This window comes from Amycolatopsis albispora (genome assembly GCF_003312875.1).
Classification (GTDB): Bacteria; Actinomycetota; Actinomycetes; order Mycobacteriales; family Pseudonocardiaceae; genus Amycolatopsis; species Amycolatopsis albispora.
Genome location: NZ_CP015163.1, coordinates 2771131 through 2789592, shown reverse-complemented (window position 1 = coordinate 2789592; position 18462 = coordinate 2771131). Strand labels below are relative to the sequence as shown.

Genomic DNA, 18462 nt, shown 5'->3' with positions numbered 1-18462 from the left:
TCTTGTCGTAAGGGGGAAAGCAGCCGCCAGCGAGGGAGCCGCCACGCCATGACCACCCAGCCAGAACCGGCCGACCCGGGCCTGACCGCGATCATGGGCGAGCGCCGCCAGCTGATCAATCTCGCGTACCGCCTGCTCGGCTCGCTGGCCGACGCCGAAGACGTCGTGCAGGAGACCTACGCCCGCTGGTACGCCCTGTCACCGCAGGAGCAGGACGCCATCGAGGTGCCCGGCGCGTGGCTGAGCAAGGTCGCCAGCCGGATCTGCCTCAACGTGCTGTCCTCGGCCCGCGTGCGACGTGAAACCTATGTGGGTGAATGGATTCCCGAGCCGCTGCCGGAACCGGGGGAGTGGGTCACCGACGGGCTCACCACCGATCCCGCCGACCGGGTCACCCTCGACGAGTCGGTCAACATGGCGTTCCTCGTGGTGCTGGACGCGATGACCCCGGCCGAGCGCGTCGCGTTCATCCTGCACGACGTCTTCCGGTACTCCTTCGCCGAAGTCGCCGAAATCGTCGGCCGCAGCCCGGCCGCGTGCCGTCAGCTGGCGTCCTCGGCGCGGCGCCGCATCCGCGCCGAGCGGGCGCCCGGCCCGGCGTCGGCGCAGGCCGGTGTGGTCAGGGCGTTCAAGCGGGCCTGGGAAGCCGGGGACATCGGCGCGCTGATCGGCCTGCTCGACCCCGGTGCCACGGCCATCGCCGACGGCGGCGGCCTGGTCAGCACGGTGCGCCACCCGGTCGAAGGCGCCGAGGGCATCGTGCGGGCCATGGTCCGGCTCACCGCGCGACTGGAGGGCCTGACCATCCTGGAACGCACGGTGAACGGCCAGCCGGGGCTGGTGGTGCAGCGGGACGGCGTCACCGTGACGGTCGCCGCGTTCGAGGTCGAGCACGACCGCATCAAGCACATTTGGGCGGTGCGCAACCCGGAAAAACTCCGTTCGTGGCTTCCCGGGCGCTGAATTCCCCTGTCCATTTCATTCAAGGAGGAAGAAAAGAATGCCAGCACCGACGTCCGGCCGGGCCCGCCAGATCGTTTTCCGGGTGGCCACGCTCGCCGTTGTTTCCGAGCTGATCGCCGGCTCGGTCTGGAACCTGATGAGGATCGAATGGGTGGAAGTCCAGCTCGGCCACCTGGGATATCCGCCGTTCGTCGCCTACATCCTGGGCGTGTGCCACGTGGCCGCGGCGCTCGCGATCATCGCGCCGGGTTTCCCGCTGCTCAAGGAATGGGCGTACGCGGGCGTGCTGTTCACGTGGCTGGCCGCGGTGACTTCGCACCTGGCGCTCGGCGACGGACTCGTGTCGTGGGGGCCGCCGTTGGGGTTCGCGGTGCTGGGTGCGGTGTCGTGGGCGCTGCGCCCGGCCAGCCGCCGGATCGGTGGTGACCGTGAACCGAAGGTGGCCGGTCCCCGTGCCTGGGCCGTGCCCGCCGCGCTGGTTGTGGTGCTGTACGCCGTTTCGTTCGTGACGCTGCCGCTGGCCGAGGACGTCATGCTGCGGTCGGCGGTGGACCGGGGCTGGATCGCCGGTTAGCGCTGCTCGGTCCCGCGCGTCCGGTGAAACGCGCGGGACCGGGTGCTTTGTCAGGCCACGCAGTTCGCCAGTTCCGGGCTGGGCGCGGGAACGCCCGCCGGTCCGAAGAAGAGCTTGGCGCAGGCGCTCAGGAAAGCCGTGTTCTCCTCGGCGATCCAGTGGCCGCTGTCCGGCGCGACGACGCCGCGGACGTCATCGCCCACCTGGCTGAACGAGTTGGCCACGTGCGGGCCGAACGCGAACTCCGCACCCATCGCCAGCACCGGCATCTGCAGGCGCTTGTGCGCGTTGGCCTGGTTGTTCGCGCCGTCGGCGGCGAAGGCCCGGTAGTACTCGTAGCCCGCGGTCCGGCGTGCCGGGCTCGCGTAGGCCTGGAAGAAGGTCGCCTGGTCGATGCGCTCGGGATAGCGCGCGCCGCTGAACAGCCAGCCGAGATAGGTCGGCACATCGTCGTTGTCGATGAGCTTTTCCGGGACGGGCGCGGCGGTCTGGTTCAGGCCGAGGTGGAAGCTGATGCCGTAGAAGTTCTCGAGGCCGAAGCCGGACAGCGGTGTCTCCAGCACGGCCATCCGCACGACCTCCGCCGGGTAGTCGCGGGCGTACGGGTAGGCGACGAGCGCGCCGGTGTCGTGGCCGAGCAGGGACACCTGGGTGTAGCCCAGCTTGTGGACGCCCTCGCGGATGCGGGCCGCGGTGGTCGCCTTGTCGTAGCCGCCCGCCGGGATGCTCGACTCACCGGCACCGGGCAGGTCGAACGCGATCACGGTGTGGTTTTCGGCGAGCGCGGGCATCACCTTCGCCCATTCCCACCAGGTCTGCGGCCAGCCGTGCAGCAGGACCAGCGGCGGCCCGGAGCCACCGCGGACGTAGTGCAGCGTGGTGCCCTGCACGGCCACGGTGCCGTGGCTGAACCCGGGAAGGCTCTTCGATTCGGCCTGCTCGGCGACCGGCTGCTCGGCACCGGCGGCCGACCCGGCCAGCAGCAGCACGACGGCGGCCAGCACGGCGTAGAGGCCGCGGCGCGCGCGTGACTGGGCGCTGTTTCTTCGGAACACGCAGTTCTCCTCGGGGGTTGCTGAACAAAATGGTCGTTCGTCCAGGTGTTCGACTGGTTTGCGGGAAGCCGATGCCAACCTAGTGCATCCGGAGATGGCACAACAACCCTTGATCACCGGGGAAAGGAAGCAAGAAGAAAGAAGAGGGGTGGGGGTCGGGCGTGCTAGTGGTGGCGGGCTTGGGGTGACCCCGGTCACGCCGCCGTGACGGATCTGGTGGCCCGGTGTCCTTCCTGGTAGCGGCGCCCGCCAGGGGCGCCTCGAGGAGGGAGAACCGCGATGTCGTTGGGCGACAAGATCAGCAACAAGGCCGAAGACCTCGGCGGCAAGGCCAAGGAAGCCGCCGGGCGGGCCACCGGTGACGAGCAGTTGCGGGCGGAGGGCCAGGGCGACCAGGCCAAGGCGGGGCTGAAGGGCGCTGTCGAAGACGTGAAGGACGCGGTCGGCGACGCTGCTGACAAGGTCAAGGGCGTTTTCAAGCGGTAATTTTCTGCCGGGGGTGCGGCCGGGGCGCCGCCACCCCGGGTTTGTTACGACGGGGAAGAACTCGTTGTCGAGGCTGGGGAGAGTACCTTGACAACGAGTTCTTCCCCGTGTTTTGGCTGTGGACCGGGGCGGGGAAGGGGGAGTGTGGGTGGCTGCTCCGGTTTGTTTCCCGGCTTTCGGATGGTGGGGCCTTGGTTCCCGTTTTGGCTGCTGAGGCCCGGCTCCCGGCTTGGCGCTGGGGTGGTGGTGGCTGCGGCCTGGTCCGGAGGCGCGTAGCAGGGGATTCGGGGGCGGGACCAATCCGGCGCGCTACCGGCGCCGAATGCACCGTATGAACCACGCGAAGCGTTCGGCAGCGGTCATCGGGGTGGGGCGCGCGGGGCTCCTCGGTGTCCTGGCACTGGCCTCGGCGTTGGCCGCCGGGCATCTGGTGGCGGCGTTGATCAACATCAACGCGTCGCCCTATCTGGCGGTGGGGAATGGCGCCATCGATCTGACGCCGGTGGAGTTGAAGGACTTCGCGGTCCGGACCTTCGGCGTCTACGACAAGCTCGTGTTGCTGCTGGGCATGGCGGCGGTGATGGTGATCGCGGCCGCGCTGGCCGGGATCGCCTCGCGGCGCAGCCCGGTGCCGGGCGCCGTGGCTATTGTCCTGTTTGGACTGGTAGGGGTGCTGGCGGTGGCTCAGCGGCCCGATCTGGGTGTGGTGGCGTTGCTCGCGCCGGTGGCGAGCCTGCTTGCCGGGACGGCCGTCTTTCTCTGGCTGCATCGGGTGGCGCGCCCTCACGATGAGCTTGTCGAGGGTGGGCAACCATCGCGTCGGAGTTTCCTGGTGGCTGGCGCCGGGGTGGTGGTCGGTGCGGGTGTGGCCGGGGCTGGTGGGCAGTGGCTCGCCGGTGCCCGTGATGCCGCGTCGTCGCGTGCCGCGGTCGGGGCGTTGGTGCCTGCTCGCACCGCACCCGCGATTCCGGCCGACGCTGATTTCGCCAAGCTGGGCACGCCGACCTTCCTCACCCCCAACAAGGATTTCTACCGCGTCGACACCGCGTTGTCGGTGCCGCAGGTGCGCACCGAGGATTGGAGCCTGCGCCTGCACGGCATGGTCGAGAACGAGCGCACCTACAACTACGCCGACATCCGCAACCGCCCGCTGGTGGAACGCACGATCACGATGACCTGTGTGTCCAATGAGGTCGGTGGCAGCTACGTGTCCACGGCGAACTTCGTCGGCATCGACCTGGCGGACCTGCTCGCCGAGGCGGGTGTGCGGCCCGGTGCCGAGCAGCTGTTCTCCACCAGTGTGGACGGCTGGACCTGCGGCAGCCCGGTCGCCGCGGCGGCCGACCCCGGCCGGGGCGCGATGCTGGCGATCGGGATGAACGGTGAGCCGTTGCCGGTCGAGCACGGTTTCCCGGCGCGGCTGGTGATCCCCGGGCTGTACGGCTACGTCTCGGCCACCAAATGGGTGATCGATCTCGAAGTCACCACCTGGGCGGCCCGGCGCGCCTATTGGCTCGAACGGAGCTGGGCCGAGCAGGCGCCGATCAAAACGCAGTCACGCATCGATTTCCCGAAAGGGTTCGAGACGGTGCCCGCGGGCAAGGTCCGCGTCGGCGGCATCGCCTGGGCGCAGGGCACCGGGATCGCCAAGGTCGAGGTGCGCGTCGGCCAGGGCGCGTGGCAGGAAACCACCCTGAGCCGGGAAGTGAACGCCGACACCTGGCGCATGTGGTGGCACGAGTTCGACCTGCCCGTCGGCAACCACCAGGTGACCTGCCGGGCCACCGACAAATCCGGCTACACCCAGACCGACCAGCGCATGGGCACCGTGCCCGACGGCGCCACCGGCTGGCACGTCATCAACTTCACCACCCGCTGAGAAATTTTTTCCGGAAAACACCAATCCGGCATCCCCGCGGTACCGAATCCCCAGCAGAAAACCGGCTCGAGCCGGGCCTGTGCAATCCAATGGAGTGATTTTTGTGAAGAAGCTTCGCCTCGCCGGAATCGGTTTCACCGCGGTGGCCGCGCTTTCACTGGCCGCCTGTGGCAGCGACGACACCGCGTCGCCCGGCAACACCGCCGCGCCGGCTCCGGCCCCGACCAGCGAGATGGCGCCGCCGATGTCCAGCCCCGCGGCCGCCGCGGGGGACGGCGTGACCACCAACGCCGACGTGTTCGGCCCGGCCTGTTCCCAGTTGCCGCAGGGCAACGAGCCCGGTTCGCTGGACTCGATGGGCCCGCAGCCGGTGGCCAGCGCCGCCTCCACCAACCCGCTGCTGACCAAGCTGGTGGCCGCGGTCAAGGCCACCAACCTGGTGGACACCCTCAACAGCCAGCAGGCGATCACCGTGTTCGCGCCCGCCGACCCGGCCTTCGCCGAGCTGGGCGACGCGAAGTTCACCGAGCTGGCGGGCAAGCCGGACGAGCTGGCGCCGATCCTGCAGTACCACGTCGTGGCCAAGCGCTACGACGCCAAGGGCCTGGAGGCCGCGGGCGGTTCGCTGGAGAGCCTGAACACCGCCGGCGGCCCGCTCAAGATCGAGGGCAGTGGCGAGAACCTGACCGTCAACGGCGCGAAGGTGCTGTGCGGCAACATCCCCACCAAGAACGCCACCGTTTTTGTCATCGACAAGGTGATGATGCCGGGCACCAACAAGTAACCCCGGCTCGCCGCGGCGGTACCACCCACCGGTGGTGCCGCCGCGGCTTCGTGCCCGGGTACGCCGTCAGGAATAGTTCACCGAGAACTGGTTGGTGCGGAAGTCCAGGCCACCGGCCGACGAGGTGATCTCGTAACCGAACTGGGCGCGGCTCAGCGTGACGTCGCCGAACCAGCCGCGGGCGCGGATCCAGTTCATGATCGCCAGGATGTCCACCGTGCCCGCGTTGGTGTCCGAGCGCCGGAGGAACGAGAAAACCTGCGCCGAGCCGTTGGAACCGCGGTAGACCGCCCAGTCGTGCCCGCCGGCCGAAACGTTGGCCTGGAAGGAACCGATGGGCCCGATCGGGCCGTTCTGGTTCATCCACAGCATGATCTCGTAGGCGTGGTCGTCGGCCCAGATGTCGTAGGTGCTGGTGTAGGCGCCGCTGGCGGGCACGGTGACGTCGAAGCTGCTGGACACGCTGTTCAGCGAACTGAGCCGCCGGTTCACCTGCCTGGTGGAGTTCGGGTAGGACTTGATACCGCCCGTGTTCGGGTGATCGGCCCACACCCCCCAGTTGCTGAACGAGTTGGCCCAGATCGTCTGCGGGCCGCCACCTTCGCCCCAGATGTTGTTGTAGAGCGTGTATCCGCCGTTCTGCCAGGTGCCCCAGCGGTCCGACGAACTCCACGCCGCGGCCAGCGCCGGGCTGGGCAGGCCGGTGAACACCAGTGCCAGCACCAGTGCGGGGACCGCGGTGCGCACGAATCTGAACATGGACGACTCCCTTGTCGAACACCGTCGAACTGTCGAAGCGCTTCGACGGACAAGGGTAGTGCGCGAGCGGAGAGCGGCGATAGCCGCCAGCTGGGGCTTGATAGCGTCGGAGTCAAGTTTCCTGTTTCAGTCGCCGTAGGTTTGGGAACAAGCCGGGGCCCGTTGTCGTCTTTCCTAGTGAACGCGCTTCACCAGGCGCTGGAGGGACCACTTGACCATCGGGAGGTGCTACCGCGATGACCACCACGAGAACCCGGCATCCGGCCGCCAACCGCGTGCCGGTGGCCGGTTTCGACCGCTGCGCGGCCGGTGGCGCGCTGGCCGGTGCGTGGTTCGGGCTGCTGTTCGGCGTGTTCCTGTCGGTGTTCGTCTCCGCGCGCGAGCTGGTGACCGACGCGGAGGCGCGAGGCTGACGGTGATGGCCGAGGCGGTGTGGATGCCCGACGGCCCGGACGCTTCGTTCACCGCGCGGTTCGCGCGACGGCTCGACGAGGTGACCGGTGCGCTGGAGAACCTGGCGCGCGTGCTGGACCACGAGGAGGACCTCGACACGATCCTGGACCGGCTGTGCCGGCAGGCGGTCCACGCCGTTCCCGGCGCGGACATGGCCAGCGTGACGCTGCTGAGCGACGCCGGGCCGCGCACGGCCGCCACCACGGTGGCCAGGGCCGGTGAGATCGACGAGGCGCAGTACCGCGCGGGCGAGGGCCCGTGCCTGGAAGCGGCCCGCAGCGGGCAGGTCGAGCGGGTCTCGGTTGCCGAGGCCCGCTCCCGCTGGCCGGGCTTCGCCGCCGCGGTGGCGGGGGTGGCCGGCTACCTGTCGGCCCCGCTGTTCGTCGACGAGGAGTGCCACGGCTCGCTCAACCTCTACGGCACGCGCCACCACGGTTTCCGGGAACTCGACGCCGCGCTGCTCGAGCTGTACACCACCGCCGCCGAAGCGGCCCTGCGCAACGCCCGCCGGTTTTTCGAGAGCCGGCGGCGCGCCGAGCAGCTGCGCGAGGCGCTCGCCTCGCGGGCGGTGATCGAGCAGGCCAAAGGGATCATCATGGGCGCCCGCCGCGTCTCCGCCGACGAAGCCTTCGCGCTGCTCGTGGCACGCTCCCAGCGCGACAACGTCAAGGTGCGTGACCTCGCGCAGCGGTTCGTCACCGAGGTGACCGCCGCTGAAGCCCGTGACGGAGGGAAAGGGTGGTGATGAGGCGGTGCGTCCGTGCGTGCTGCTCAAGTACGGCGAGCTGATGTTGAAGGGCCGCAACCGCGGCTGGTTCGAACGGTGCCTGCTCGACAGCCTCCGCCAGACCGTCGGCGAGCGTGACGTGGTGCGGGTCGGCCGCCGTGACGGCGTGCTGGTGCTCTACTCCCGGCTGCCGCGGGCGGAGCTGGTCGAGCGGGCGCGCCGGTTGCCAGGGATCAGCGTGGTGCAGCCCGCGCTGCGGGCGGCCAAGACCCCGGAGGCGGCCGCCGACGCCGCCGTGCGCCTGGTCCGGGAACGCCTGGACGGCGGGCCGCGCCGGTTCGCCGTGCGGGCGCGGCGGCGGGACCGGCGGTTTCCGCTGACCTCCCAGGAACTCGCCGCAGCGGTGGGGTACCGGGTGGGGCAGGAGACCGGCTGGCCGGTCGACCTGGACGAGCCGGAGGTGGAGATCACCGTCGAAGTCGATCGCCGGGAGGTTTTTGTTTCCTCAGAACGCTTCCGCGGGCAGGGTGGGCTGCCGGTCGGGTCCAGCGGGCGGGCGCTGGTGCTGCTCTCCGGTGGGTACGACTCGCCGGTCGCGGCCTACCGGGCGATGCGGCGCGGGCTGCGGTGCGAGTTCGTCCACTTCACCGGCGCCCCCTACACCTCACCGGCTTCGGCGTACAAGGCGTACGCGCTGGTGCGCGTGCTGAGCGGGATCCAGGGGCCGTCCCGGCTGCACGTGATCCCGATGGGCACGGCACAACGGGCGCTGGCCACCGCGGGCGCGGGCGCGGAGCAGGTGGTGGCCCAGCGCCGGTTGATGATCCGCGCCGCCGCGCGGCTCGCGCCCGAGCTGGACGCGCAGGCGCTGGTCACCGGGGACAGCCTCGGCCAGGTCGCCAGCCAGACGCTGAGCAATCTCGCCGCGGCCGAGCAGGGCTGCGAACTGCCGCTGCTGCGCCCGCTCCTGGGCTGGGACAAGGAAGAGATCGTCGCCGAAGCCCGCCGGATCGGCACTGGCGAGATCTCCGCACTGCCCGACGAGGACTGCTGCTCGCTGCTCGCGCCACCCCGCGTGGCCACCCGCACGACCCCGGACCGCTTGGCCGCCATCGACCGGCGCGCGGGGCTGGATGACCTCGCCGACCAGCTGGTGGCCGCCGTCCAGGTACTGCAACCGGGTGAACCCGGGAAATCCTCCGGTGACGGGAACACAAAAGTTGAGTCGTGCGTTGGCAATGTGCGCAGAACGTGGAAGGAGTCAGGAGGCAACGGCGATGGTGATGTTCTCCGGCACGAACGGCACGAGCCGCCCCGCGGTGATGCCGATGGACGCCTACCGGTCCGGTGACGAGTTCGTGGTGCAGTTCGATCTTCCCGGGGTTTCGCCGGAGTCGATCGAGCTGAACGTCGAACGCGACGTGCTGACCGTGAAGGCCGAGCGCGGCAGCGGTTACGGCAAGAACGACGACGTGCGGGTCGCCGAACGTCCGCGCGGGGTGTTCACTCGCCGGCTGTTCCTCGGCGAGACGCTCGACACCGGCAACATCGCGGCCGACTACGACGCGGGTGTGCTCACGCTGCGGATCCCGGTCGGCGAGCGGGCCAAGCCGCGCAAGATCGCCGTCACCGCGGGGGCGAGCTGAGCCCGCCGGGGTGAGAACCGTGCCCGAATCGCGTCGCGCCGATCCGTACCGGGTGCTGGGCGTCGGCCCGGACGCCGCCCCGCGTGAGATCACGCTGGCCTACCGGCGGCGGGTACGCGAGGTGCACCCGGACGCGCCGGGCGGTGACGCGGCGCTGCTGGCCGCGGTGGTGGAGGCCTACCGCCTGCTGCGGGACCGGCAGCTCCGCGCCGAGTACGACCGGCACCGCACCCGTGGCACCGCGGTGCCGGTCCGCGTGCGCCGGAGCAGCCCCGCCGACCGCCCGCCCGACCTGTGGGCCGGGCCGGTGCGTTACCACCCGCCGCGCTGAGCCAGCCCGAACGCTGAGGGAGGATCGATGAGCAGTCCGGAATGGTTCGACCGGGACTTCTACGCCGACCTCGGCGTTTCGCCCGGCGCCCCGGCCGACGAGATCAAGAAGGCGTACCGGCGGCTCGCCCGCCGGTACCACCCGGACGCCAATCCGGGCGATGAGGGCGCCGAGGCGCGGTTCAAGGCGGTTTCCGAGGCGTACACCGTGTTGTCCGACCCGGGCAAGCGCGCCGAATACGACGAAGCGCGCCGGTTCGCGGCCAGCGGCGCCGCCCGCGGTGGCAGCGTGGGCACGGCGACGGGCGGATCGTTCTTCGATCTCGGTGACCTGTTCGGCTCCGGCCGTGGTGGCATGGGCATGGCGGACGCCCAGGCGTTGTTCGACAGCCTCTTCGGTACCGGCACAGCGCCGCGGCGTGGCGCGGACCTGGAAGCCGAGCTGACGCTGGACTTCCGCACCGCCGCCCGTGGCACCACGCTGCCGCTGACCGACGACTCCGGCACCCGCGGCGGGCAGGTCCGCATCCCGGCCGGGGTCACCGACGGCCAGCGCATCCGCCTGCGCGGACAGGGTGAACCTGGCGGGCCGCACGGCGTGCCCGGTGACCTCTACCTGCGCATCCACGTCACCCCGGACCCGGTGTTCGACCGCGACGGCGACGATCTCCTGGTGAGCCTGCCGGTGTCGGTGCCCGAACTGGTCTTCGGCGCGACCGTCGCCGTGCCCACCCTGGACGGCAGCCGGAACGTGCGCGTTCCCGCCGACAGCAAGCCTGGCCGGACCCTGCGCCTGCGCGGGCACGGCATCCGGCGCGAGCACGGCCGTCCGGGAGATCTCCTGGTCACGCTGCGGGCGGCGTTGCCAGAGCGGCACGACCGCCGGGCGCGCGAGGCACTGCGCGCCTACGCCGACGCCACCCGCGACTTCGACCCGCGCGCCGGTTCGACGTCGTGACGCGCGCTCAGGAGTCGAGCTCGACCGCGGCGACGGCGTGCACCGGCGGTGCGTGGAGCCCGAGTTCCCGTGCGATGGCCGGGATCTCGGGGTCGGCGAGGAACCTGTCGTAGTCCTTCTGGTCCCAGTCGAAGACGGACCACGCCCGGTGCGGGTCTTCGGGGTCGAAGTAGACGCGGGCACCGCGGCAGCCGTGTTCGCGCCGCTTCCGCGCGCCGATGGTCCGGAAAATCTCCAGGAACCGTTCGGGGTCGGCAACCTTGGCGACGGTGACGATCACCCTGCACTCCTCGGTAGCACGGACGGGGTTTCCGACCGTAGAACCTCGACCAAGGCGGAGGTCAAGGCTCGCCGATTCGCGGCGCCGCGCGACGGAGTGTCCGCTCGAATTGGTACACAAAGGAGCCATGGAGTTGGTGGTGATCCGCCATTCGCGCGGGTTTTGTTCATCGTTGTGAACGCCATTGCTCCGATCAGTTCACAGTTTTGCGATGCGTCCGCCGCGCCCGCTAGTGTGAGCGCTCCCAATCGGCGTTTGCGCTGTTCAGGAATGTGAACAGGGCATTCCAGGAGGTCCATGATGAGAATGCGAATGGTCGCGGCCGGTGCCGCGCTGGCCGCGGGCGCGGCACTGGCGCTGCCGCTCGCCACGGCGGGTGCCGCGACGGCGCACTACGAGGCCGAGTCCGCGCCCGCGGTCTGCACCGGCACCATCGACACGAACTGGCCCGGTTACTCCGGTTCCGGGTTCTGCAACGGCGAAAACGCGACGGGTGCGCACGTCGAGTTCACCGCGTCGGCGGCCGTCGCGGGCACGGCGACGGTGTCGGTCCGGTTCGCCAACGGCACCGCCACCAGCCGGGGCGCCGACCTCCTGGTCAACGGCACGAAGGTGCAGTCGGTGTCGTTCGAGCCGACCGGCGCGTGGTCCGGCTGGGTGTCGAAGGCGCTGACCGTCTCGCTGCCCGCCGGGACCAGCACGATCCGCCTCAGCCCGACCAGTTCGGGCGGCCTGCCCAACATCGACTACGCCGACATCACCACCGGCGACGGCGGGCCCGGCCCGCAGCCCGCCGACGCGTTGTACGCCTCGCCGACCGGCAGCGACGGCGCCACCGGCACGATTTCCGACCCCACCACGCTCACCTCGGCGCTGACCAGGGTCGCCGCCGGGGGAACGATCTACCTGCGCGGCGGCACGTACAACTACTCGCAGACGGTCACCATTCCGCCGGGCAACAGCGGTACCGTCAGCGCCCGCAAGAAGCTGGTCGCGTACCAGGCGGAGAAGCCGGTGCTGAACTTCTCGGCGCAGAGCGAAGATCCGGCGAACCGCGGCCTGGCGGTGAACGGTTCGTACTGGCACCTCTCCGGCGTCACCGTCGAGCGTGCCGGGGACAACGGCATCTTCGTCGGCGGCAGCAACAACATCCTCGAGCGCACGGTCACCCGGTTCAACCGGGACACCGGGCTCCAGCTGTCGCGAATGGCCTCCGACACGCCGAAAGCCCAGTGGCCGGCGAACAACCTCATCCTGAGCGCGGAATCCCACGACAACGCCGATTCCGACGGGGAGGACGCCGACGGCTTCGCCGCGAAGCTCACCTCCGGTCCCGGCAACGTGTTCCGCTACGCGGTGGCGCACAACAACATCGATGACGGCTGGGACCTCTACACCAAGACCGACACCGGCGCCATCGGTGCGGTGACCATCGAGGACTCGCTGGCCTACCAGAACGGCACGCTGAGCAACGGCGGTCAGGCGGGCAACGGCGACCGCAACGGCTACAAGCTCGGTGGCGAGGACATCGGGGTCGACCACACCGTCCGGCGCAGCATCGCCTTCGACAACGGCAAGCACGGGTTCACCTACAACCGCAACCCGGGCACGATGACGATGTCGGACAACCTCAGCATCGACAACGACCAGCGCAACTACACCTTCGAAGCCGGATCGACCGTGTTCCGCGACAACACTTCTTGCCGCAGCAGCAGCGGGACCAACGACAAGGTCGTCGGCAACACCGACAGCTCGAACCAGTTCTGGATGGGGTCGAACGGATCGCGGTGCGCCTCGTACACGGGCGCGCTCGGCTGGTCCTTCGCCGCGGACGGCCGTCTGGTCGTCACCCTCGGCGGCAAGCCGGTGGCCTGGTAGGCCGCCCGGTACCTGCGCGGCTACCCGCGCAGGTACCGGGTCACCATGGCGACCAGCTCGTTTTCGAACGTCTCCACGGGCGCTTTGTCTGACGTGGCCATGAACTTGTGCGTGTTCATTCCCACGGTACTGGTACAGCGAGCCGATGGATACGTGCTGACCTGCGTGGGTTTTCCGCTGTCGACGGTCACCCCGGACATCGCTGAGTCGTGACGTTCGTGGCCTTGGGGACCTAGCCGCGTGACCCGGGCAGCGCCGCCGACACGGCGTGGAGCAGGATTTCGACGTTTTCGCCGCAGCGGGAGGCGATGACGAGGTCGCGTGCGGGGTCGATCCAGAGCAGGTGCCGGTCGGCGTTGCCGCGTGCGCACCGCCCGGTCGGGGGTGCGGTGGGGAAGACGCGCTGGGCGTCGTTGAGCCACCACAGGTAGCCGTAGTCCGGGTTGACCGGGCAGGGCCGCCAGGTGTGCTCGATCCACGCGCTGCTGAGCAGCTGTTTTCCCCGGTGACGGCCGTGGTCGAGGTAGAGCTGGCCGAACCGGGCGAGGTCGCGGGCGGAGATCCACAGCCCGCCACCCCAGTGCGCGCCGCCGCTGACGACGGGCACCGCCTTGCCGTTGAGTTCGATCGTGGAATTGCGGTAACCGTGCCACGACCAAGTGGGCGACGCTCCGAGCGGTTCGAGAAGGTTTTCGTGCAGCACGGTGGGCAGGGGCTGCTGGAACAACACGGTCAGCGCCAGGCTCAGGAGGTTCACGCGGACGTCGTTGTAGGCCCAGGCGCCGCCCGGTGGCGCGTGGGCCCGGTGTGCGCTGGCAGCATCGACCCTCGCTGGCTTGCCCCAGAGTTCACCGTCCCATTGGCTGGTTTGCTGGAGCAGGTGCCGCCAGGTGATCGCCGGCTGGACACGGATGCCGAGCGCGGAAAGGTCGACCGTGGCGGCCACCGACCGGTCGACGTCCGGCAGCAGTCCCCGGTCGTAGGCGATTCCGGCGACCGCCGAGACGAAGCTCTTGGTGACGCTGTAGGCCATTTCGGGCGTGGACGGGGCGCCCCAGGCGGCGATCTCCTGTCCTTTGTGGAGGATGACGCCGCTGGCGCCGGAGGCGGGGAGCAGGGGCCCGAGTACTTCCCGGTGCGAGCGGTCCTTCACCTGCCGCGCAAGGTAGTCCGCCATGTTTTCGAGGCCGGGCGTGACGCGGCGCGCCTGTGCTTCCGCGGCGGTCCGGACGGCAGCCAGGTCACCGTCCATCGAGGGTTCCGGCGGTGAGGCGGTCGACGACCTCGGTGAGCAGGTCGGCACCGGCGCACGCGTCCGCGTCCTTGGTCAGCTCGCCTTCGTTGTGGCTGATGCCTTCCACGCTGGGCACGAACAGCATCACCGTCGGGACGCGGCCGTTCATGTTCACCGAGTCGTGCCCGGCGATCGTCATGATTTCCCGGTGCGACAGGCCCAGTTCGTCCGCGCAGTCGCGGGCCAGCGCCACGCCCGCCGCCGGGAACGGGCGCACGCCCCAGTGGTGCGCGCCCGCCACCGAGATCGAAACCCGCGCCGCCCGCTCGATCGACGGGATCCGCTCGTGCAGCATCGCGTTCGCCCGCGCCAGCACGGCCTCGTCCGGCGAGCGCAGGTCCAGGTGCAGCCGCGCCTCCCTGGCCACCGTCACCGGGCTGTTCGGCTCCACGGTCAGCTGCGACACCGAAGTGTGCAGCGGAGCGTCCGAAGTGGACAGCGCGTCGGCGATTTCGCGGGCCAGCACGGTCAGGTGCGCGGCGCCGAGCAGCGCGTCCCGCCGGTCGGCCATGACGGTGGAGCCGGTGTGGCTCTGCTCGCCCTCCACGGTGAGGAAGTACTTGTGCGCCGACCAGGTCGCGTGCACCAGCCCGATGGTGTGCCCGCTGTCCTCCAGCACCCGCCCCTGCTCGATGTGGATCTCGGCGTAGGCGGCCACGTCGTCGAGCGACGGCCCGCCGTCGCCGAGCTGCCCCAGTTCGGCGAGCCGGTCCCCGACCCGGACCCCACGCAGGTCACGCGTGTCCAGCGCGGCGTCGAGGTCGAGCAAGCCGGTGTACACCGCGCTGCCCATCATGCTCGGCGTGAACCGCGAGCCCTCTTCGTTGAACCAGTTCACCACGCCGACGTTGTAACGCGGCGTGCGGCCGGAATCGCGCCACCGCGCGGCCACGCGCTCCGCGGCGTGCGCCGCGGCCAGCACCCCGTACGCGCCGTCGTACCGGCCGCCGAACGGCTGGCTGTCCAGATGCGAGCCGACCAGCACGTACGGCGCGCCCGGCACGGCGTCGAGCAGCCCGAACTGGTTGCCGATCCGGTCGAAGGCCACCCGGAAACCACGTGCGGCGAGCAGTTCACCGAACCACGCGCGCTGCGCGGCGTCGGCGTCGGTGGCGGCTTCGCGGTGCACCCCGCCCCGCTCGGTGGCGCCGAAGGTGGACAGCGTGGCGAAGTCGGCCAGGAAGGCGGCATGGTGGTTCATCGAAGCGCTCCTTTCGGTCAGGACACCGGGCCACGGGTACTCGGATCGGTGCGCAGATGCAACACCGCGGGCCCGGGGGTGTCGAGTGCCTTGCGCAGGGCCACCTCGAATTCGGAGGTGTGCGTGACGGTGGCGCCGAACGCGCCGTACGCCTTCGCCAGCTCGGCGAAGTCCGGATTGGACAGTCCGGTTCCGCTGGGGCGGCCGGGATAGTGCGTCTCCTGGTGTGCCCGGATCGTCGCGTAGCAGCCGTTGTCCACGATCAGCACCAGCACCGGCAGGCGCCGGTCGACGGCAACCGCGAGTTCCTGGCCGTTCATCAGGAAGCAGCCGTCACCCGCGACCGACAGGACCCGCCTGCCCGGCTGGACGAGCGCGGCCGCCACGGCGGCCGGAATGCCGAAACCCATGGCGCCGTTGCGGGGCGCGAGCAGCGAACCCGGCCGGTGCGCGGGCAGGTAGCGCTGCGGCCAGAGCGCGTGGTTGCCCGCGCCGAAGGTGACCACGGGGTCGGTTTCCGAGAGGTCCATGGTGCGGCGCAGGATCCCGAAGGCGGCACCGAGGTCCACCCCGCGGTCTCCGTCGGGCACCGGCCGCGACCAGGCCCGGTGTGCTTCGTGCGCGGCTCGCATGGGTGCCGGATCGGCGTCCGGCCGCACCAGCACGTCACGGGCGGCGGCCACGAACGCCGCCGGGGTGGCGACCACGGTCGCGTCCAGCCGCCCGGTGTGGCCGTGCGCGGCCGGATCCGGTCCGATGTAGACAGACGCCGCTCCCATGCCGAGCGTGGAGGAATCGGTGGGCACGTCCCCGCGCGGGCAGCCCAGCCACAGCTGGAGATCGCTGTCGCGCAGCACCGCGGCTGCCGACGCGGAGCGGCCGTAACCGAGCGAACCGGCGTAACCGGCGCTGTCGTGGTCGATCACGTCGTAGGCGCGGAAGTCGGTGAGCACCGGCAGCGCGGCGGCCTCGGCCCAGTCGGCGAGGTCGCGGGCCGCCTGCTCGGTCCAGCCCTCGCCACCGGCGACGACCACCGGCGCCCGCGCACCGGCCAGCAACCCGCCGATCGTGTCGAGGTCGGCGGGCGACGGTGCCGGCCGGGCGGGCGCGCGCGGCGGCAGCGTGACCCCGTCGGTGAGTTCGGTCAGGGTGGTCTCCGGCAGGCCGACCACCACCGGTCCCGGCCGCCCGGTCACCGCGACCTGCATGGCTTCGGCGACGATCCCGGCCGCGGCCGCCGGGTCGTCGAGCACCAGCACCCGCTTGGCCGTGCTGCCGAACCAGGCGTTCGGGTCGAATTCCTGGAAGGACTCGCGGTACCGCTGGCCCGCCGGGATCAGCCCGGCGAACAACACCATCGGCGTGGCGTCCTGCCAGGCGGTGTGCACCGCGATCGCGGCGTTCGCCGCGCCTGGGCCGCGGGTCACCATCGCCACGCCGGGGCGGCCGGTGAGCCGCCCTTCGGCCACGGCCATGAACCCCGCGCCACCCTCGTGGCGGCAGACCACCGTGTCGATGGGGGAGTCGTGCAGGCCGTCGAGCACGTCGAGATAGCTCTCTCCCGGCACGCAGTAGACGCGCTCGACCCCCGAGCGCTCCAGCTGGCGGACGACCAGGTGCCCGGCGCTGCACGGGTTCGGCAAGGTTTCCTCCCGGTGGTTCCCGACTCGGCGGACCCCCAGCACACCAGCCGCCGGTGGCGTGGAGAAGCGGCGTCCGCCACGCGAACCGGCAAGCTGGTTGTGCAGATGCCCAGTGCGGCCCCGGCAAGTCGGTGCACCGCGCGGTTTCGTGCCCCCGGTCTCGTCTGCATGCTGTTGCGCACTGCACGGCGACCTGCGGACCGAGGATGAGCGATGAGCGAGAAACCCAGCCCCGCCGGGGCCGCGACGGTGACCGACGCCGAAGCCAGGAAGGTGGCCTTCGGCGCGTTCGTCGGCACCGCGCTGGAGTGGTACGACTTCTTCCTGTACGGCACGGCCGCCTCACTGGTGTTCAACCGGCTCTACTTCGCCACCGACGACGCGCTGGTCTCCACCCTGGCCGCGTTCGCGTCGTTCGCCGTCGGGTTCGCCGCCCGCCCGCTCGGCGCGGTGGTCTTCGGCCACCTCGGTGACCGGATCGGGCGCAAGAAGTGCCTGATCATCACGGTGACCATGATCGGCGTGGTGACCACGCTGATCGGCCTGCTGCCCAGCTACCTGTCGATCGGTGTCGCCGCGCCGATCCTGCTGACGTTGTTCCGGCTGCTGCAGGGCGTCGCGGTGGGCGGTGAGTGGGGCGGGGCGGTCACTCTCGCCGTCGAGCACGCCCCGCCGGAGCGCCGCGGCCGCTACGCCGCGATGCCGCAGATCGGCTCACCGGTGGGCACCCTGCTCTCCTCCGGCGCGTTCCTGGCGGTGTCGACCCTGCCGTCGGAATCGTTCGACTCGTGGGGCTGGCGGCTGCCGTTCCTCGCCGCGTTCCCCCTGCTCGGCATCGCGTTGTGGCTGCGGCGCCGGGTCGAGGAGTCGCCGCTGTTCGAGAAGCTGCTCGAAGAGGACGCGCGTGCGTCGTCGCCGGTCCGCCAGGTCTTCACCACCGCGTGGCCGCAGCTGCTGGTCGGGGCCGGGACCGCGTTGCTCGGCGTCGGCGGTTTCTACCTGATCACCACCTTCGTGATCAGCTACGGCACCACCACGCTCGGCATGCCGCGCTGGCTGCTGCTCACCGCGACGCTGGTCGCCGCCGTGGTCGAGATCGTGGTGCTCATCGTGGGCGGCAGGCTGGCCGAACGCCACGGGCCCGCGCGCGTGACCGTGGCCGGGGCGCTGGGCTCGGCGCTGGTGGCGTTCCCGGCGTTCTGGCTGATCGACAGCACCGCGGGGCTCGCGGTGATCATCGGCGTGACCCTGGTGACCGCGCTGCTCTCGGTGCCGTACGCGGTGTCGGGCGCGCTGCTCACCGAGCTGTTCCCGGCGCACCTGCGGTACAGCGGGGTCGCGCTTTCGGCGAACATCGCCGGTGTCGCGAGCGGTTTTGTGCCGCTGGCCGCGACCGCGCTGCTCACCCTCGGCGGCGGCAGCTCGGTGCTGCCGACCCTGCTGCTGGTGGCGATTTCGCTGATCACCGCCGGGTGCGGGCTTGCCGCGCCGCGGTTCTTTTCCAGTCGTGACAAGGTGAAAACCGTCGAGACGGCGGCCTGAGCCGATCCGC

At 70.6% G+C, this 18462-nt stretch carries 19 protein-coding genes; 13 read left to right on the top strand and 6 right to left on the bottom strand.

The genetic code is table 11. The annotated features are described in order from the left end of the window. Nucleotides 1–48: 48 nt before the first annotated feature. Both sigJ and A4R43_RS12935 read left to right on the top strand, forming a co-directional pair. Entirely contained in the window at nt 49–963 is a 915-nt protein-coding gene (gene sigJ, locus A4R43_RS12940; RefSeq protein ID WP_113692570.1) for an RNA polymerase sigma factor SigJ, read from the top strand. Between the two features lie 37 nt (nt 964–1000). Continuing rightward, nucleotides 1001–1537 carry a DoxX family protein gene (locus A4R43_RS12935; RefSeq protein ID WP_113692569.1) on the top strand — a complete coding sequence of 179 codons (537 nt, stop codon included), beginning with the start codon at nt 1001–1003 and terminating at the stop codon, nt 1535–1537. 50 nt (nt 1538–1587) lie between these two features. Here A4R43_RS12935 and A4R43_RS12930 read toward each other — a convergent pair whose 3' ends face one another. Continuing rightward, nucleotides 1588–2592, bottom strand: a complete 1005-nt coding sequence (locus A4R43_RS12930) for an alpha/beta fold hydrolase (RefSeq protein WP_236808952.1) — start codon at nt 2590–2592, stop codon at nt 1588–1590. Nucleotides 2593–2871: 279 nt separating this feature from the next. Here A4R43_RS12930 and A4R43_RS12925 point away from each other — a divergent pair, with 279 nt between their 5' ends. The 3 genes from A4R43_RS12925 (at nt 2872) to A4R43_RS12915 (ending at nt 5741) form a co-directional block, all read left to right on the top strand. Further along, nucleotides 2872–3078 (top strand): CsbD family protein, encoded by a 207-nt coding sequence (locus A4R43_RS12925; RefSeq protein ID WP_113692568.1) that lies wholly within the window; start codon nt 2872–2874, stop codon nt 3076–3078. A 331-nt stretch (nt 3079–3409) separates the two neighbouring features. After that, nucleotides 3410–4957, top strand: a complete 1548-nt coding sequence (locus tag A4R43_RS12920; protein ID WP_113692567.1) for a molybdopterin-dependent oxidoreductase — start codon at nt 3410–3412, stop codon at nt 4955–4957. Between the two features lie 103 nt (nt 4958–5060). Continuing rightward, nucleotides 5061–5741 (top strand): fasciclin domain-containing protein, encoded by a 681-nt coding sequence (locus A4R43_RS12915; RefSeq protein ID WP_113692566.1) that lies wholly within the window; start codon nt 5061–5063, stop codon nt 5739–5741. Nucleotides 5742–5807: 66 nt separating this feature from the next. Here A4R43_RS12915 and A4R43_RS12910 read toward each other — a convergent pair whose 3' ends face one another. After that, on the bottom strand, nt 5808–6500 hold the full coding sequence (locus tag A4R43_RS12910; protein ID WP_113692565.1) for a GH12 family glycosyl hydrolase domain-containing protein: 693 nt from the start codon (nt 6498–6500) through the stop codon (nt 5808–5810). 236 nt (nt 6501–6736) lie between these two features. Here A4R43_RS12910 and A4R43_RS42705 point away from each other — a divergent pair, with 236 nt between their 5' ends. Genes A4R43_RS42705 through A4R43_RS12885 form a run of 6 tightly spaced genes read left to right on the top strand, consistent with a single transcriptional unit; the run spans nt 6737 to nt 10614 of the window. Beyond that, a complete protein-coding gene (locus tag A4R43_RS42705) occupies nt 6737–6913 on the top strand; it encodes a hypothetical protein (protein WP_162788452.1) in 177 nt (58 codons plus the stop codon). Nucleotides 6914–6918: 5 nt separating this feature from the next. Next, nucleotides 6919–7698: an ANTAR domain-containing protein gene (locus tag A4R43_RS12905; RefSeq protein ID WP_418190818.1), complete on the top strand. Its 780-nt coding sequence runs from the start codon at nt 6919–6921 to the stop codon at nt 7696–7698. A gap of 43 nt (nt 7699–7741) precedes the next feature. After that, nucleotides 7742–9031 carry a tRNA uracil 4-sulfurtransferase ThiI gene (gene thiI, locus A4R43_RS12900; protein WP_113697540.1) on the top strand — a complete coding sequence of 430 codons (1290 nt, stop codon included), beginning with the start codon at nt 7742–7744 and terminating at the stop codon, nt 9029–9031. Continuing rightward, on the top strand, nt 8958–9326 hold the full coding sequence (locus tag A4R43_RS12895) for an Hsp20/alpha crystallin family protein (RefSeq protein ID WP_236808950.1): 369 nt from the start codon (nt 8958–8960) through the stop codon (nt 9324–9326). The genes thiI and A4R43_RS12895 overlap by 74 nt, the downstream gene beginning before the upstream one ends. 19 nt (nt 9327–9345) lie before the next feature. Beyond that, a complete protein-coding gene (locus A4R43_RS12890) occupies nt 9346–9657 on the top strand; it encodes a DnaJ domain-containing protein (protein ID WP_113692563.1) in 312 nt (103 codons plus the stop codon). Nucleotides 9658–9684: 27 nt separating this feature from the next. Next, the gene (locus A4R43_RS12885; RefSeq protein ID WP_113692562.1) at nt 9685–10614 is read left to right on the top strand and encodes a DnaJ C-terminal domain-containing protein; all 930 of its coding nucleotides are present in this window, start codon (nt 9685–9687) and stop codon (nt 10612–10614) included. Between the two features lie 7 nt (nt 10615–10621). Here the strand turns inward: A4R43_RS12885 and A4R43_RS12880 are convergent, their stop codons facing one another. Further along, nucleotides 10622–10894 (bottom strand): hypothetical protein, encoded by a 273-nt coding sequence (locus A4R43_RS12880; protein ID WP_113692561.1) that lies wholly within the window; start codon nt 10892–10894, stop codon nt 10622–10624. A gap of 297 nt (nt 10895–11191) precedes the next feature. On the opposite strand from A4R43_RS12880, the gene A4R43_RS12875 reads away from it, so the two are divergent. Continuing rightward, complete coding sequence (locus A4R43_RS12875; RefSeq protein WP_205215316.1) at nt 11192–12772, top strand: carbohydrate-binding protein; 1581 nt, start codon at nt 11192–11194, stop codon at nt 12770–12772. Between the two features lie 232 nt (nt 12773–13004). On the opposite strand, the gene A4R43_RS12865 is transcribed toward A4R43_RS12875, so the two are convergent. Genes A4R43_RS12865 through A4R43_RS12855 form a run of 3 tightly spaced genes read right to left on the bottom strand, consistent with a single transcriptional unit; the run spans nt 13005 to nt 16910 of the window. Beyond that, nucleotides 13005–14024, bottom strand: a complete 1020-nt coding sequence (locus A4R43_RS12865) for a serine hydrolase domain-containing protein (protein ID WP_236808948.1) — start codon at nt 14022–14024, stop codon at nt 13005–13007. Further along, nucleotides 14014–15267 (bottom strand): M20 family metallo-hydrolase, encoded by a 1254-nt coding sequence (locus A4R43_RS12860; RefSeq protein ID WP_113692559.1) that lies wholly within the window; start codon nt 15265–15267, stop codon nt 14014–14016. The genes A4R43_RS12865 and A4R43_RS12860 overlap by 11 nt, the downstream gene beginning before the upstream one ends. A gap of 17 nt (nt 15268–15284) precedes the next feature. Next, the gene (locus tag A4R43_RS12855; protein WP_113692558.1) at nt 15285–16910 is read right to left on the bottom strand and encodes a thiamine pyrophosphate-dependent enzyme; all 1626 of its coding nucleotides are present in this window, start codon (nt 16908–16910) and stop codon (nt 15285–15287) included. A gap of 213 nt (nt 16911–17123) precedes the next feature. On the opposite strand from A4R43_RS12855, the gene A4R43_RS12850 reads away from it, so the two are divergent. Further along, nucleotides 17124–18452, top strand: a complete 1329-nt coding sequence (locus A4R43_RS12850; RefSeq protein WP_113692557.1) for an MFS transporter — start codon at nt 17124–17126, stop codon at nt 18450–18452. Nucleotides 18453–18462: the final 10 nt, after the last annotated feature.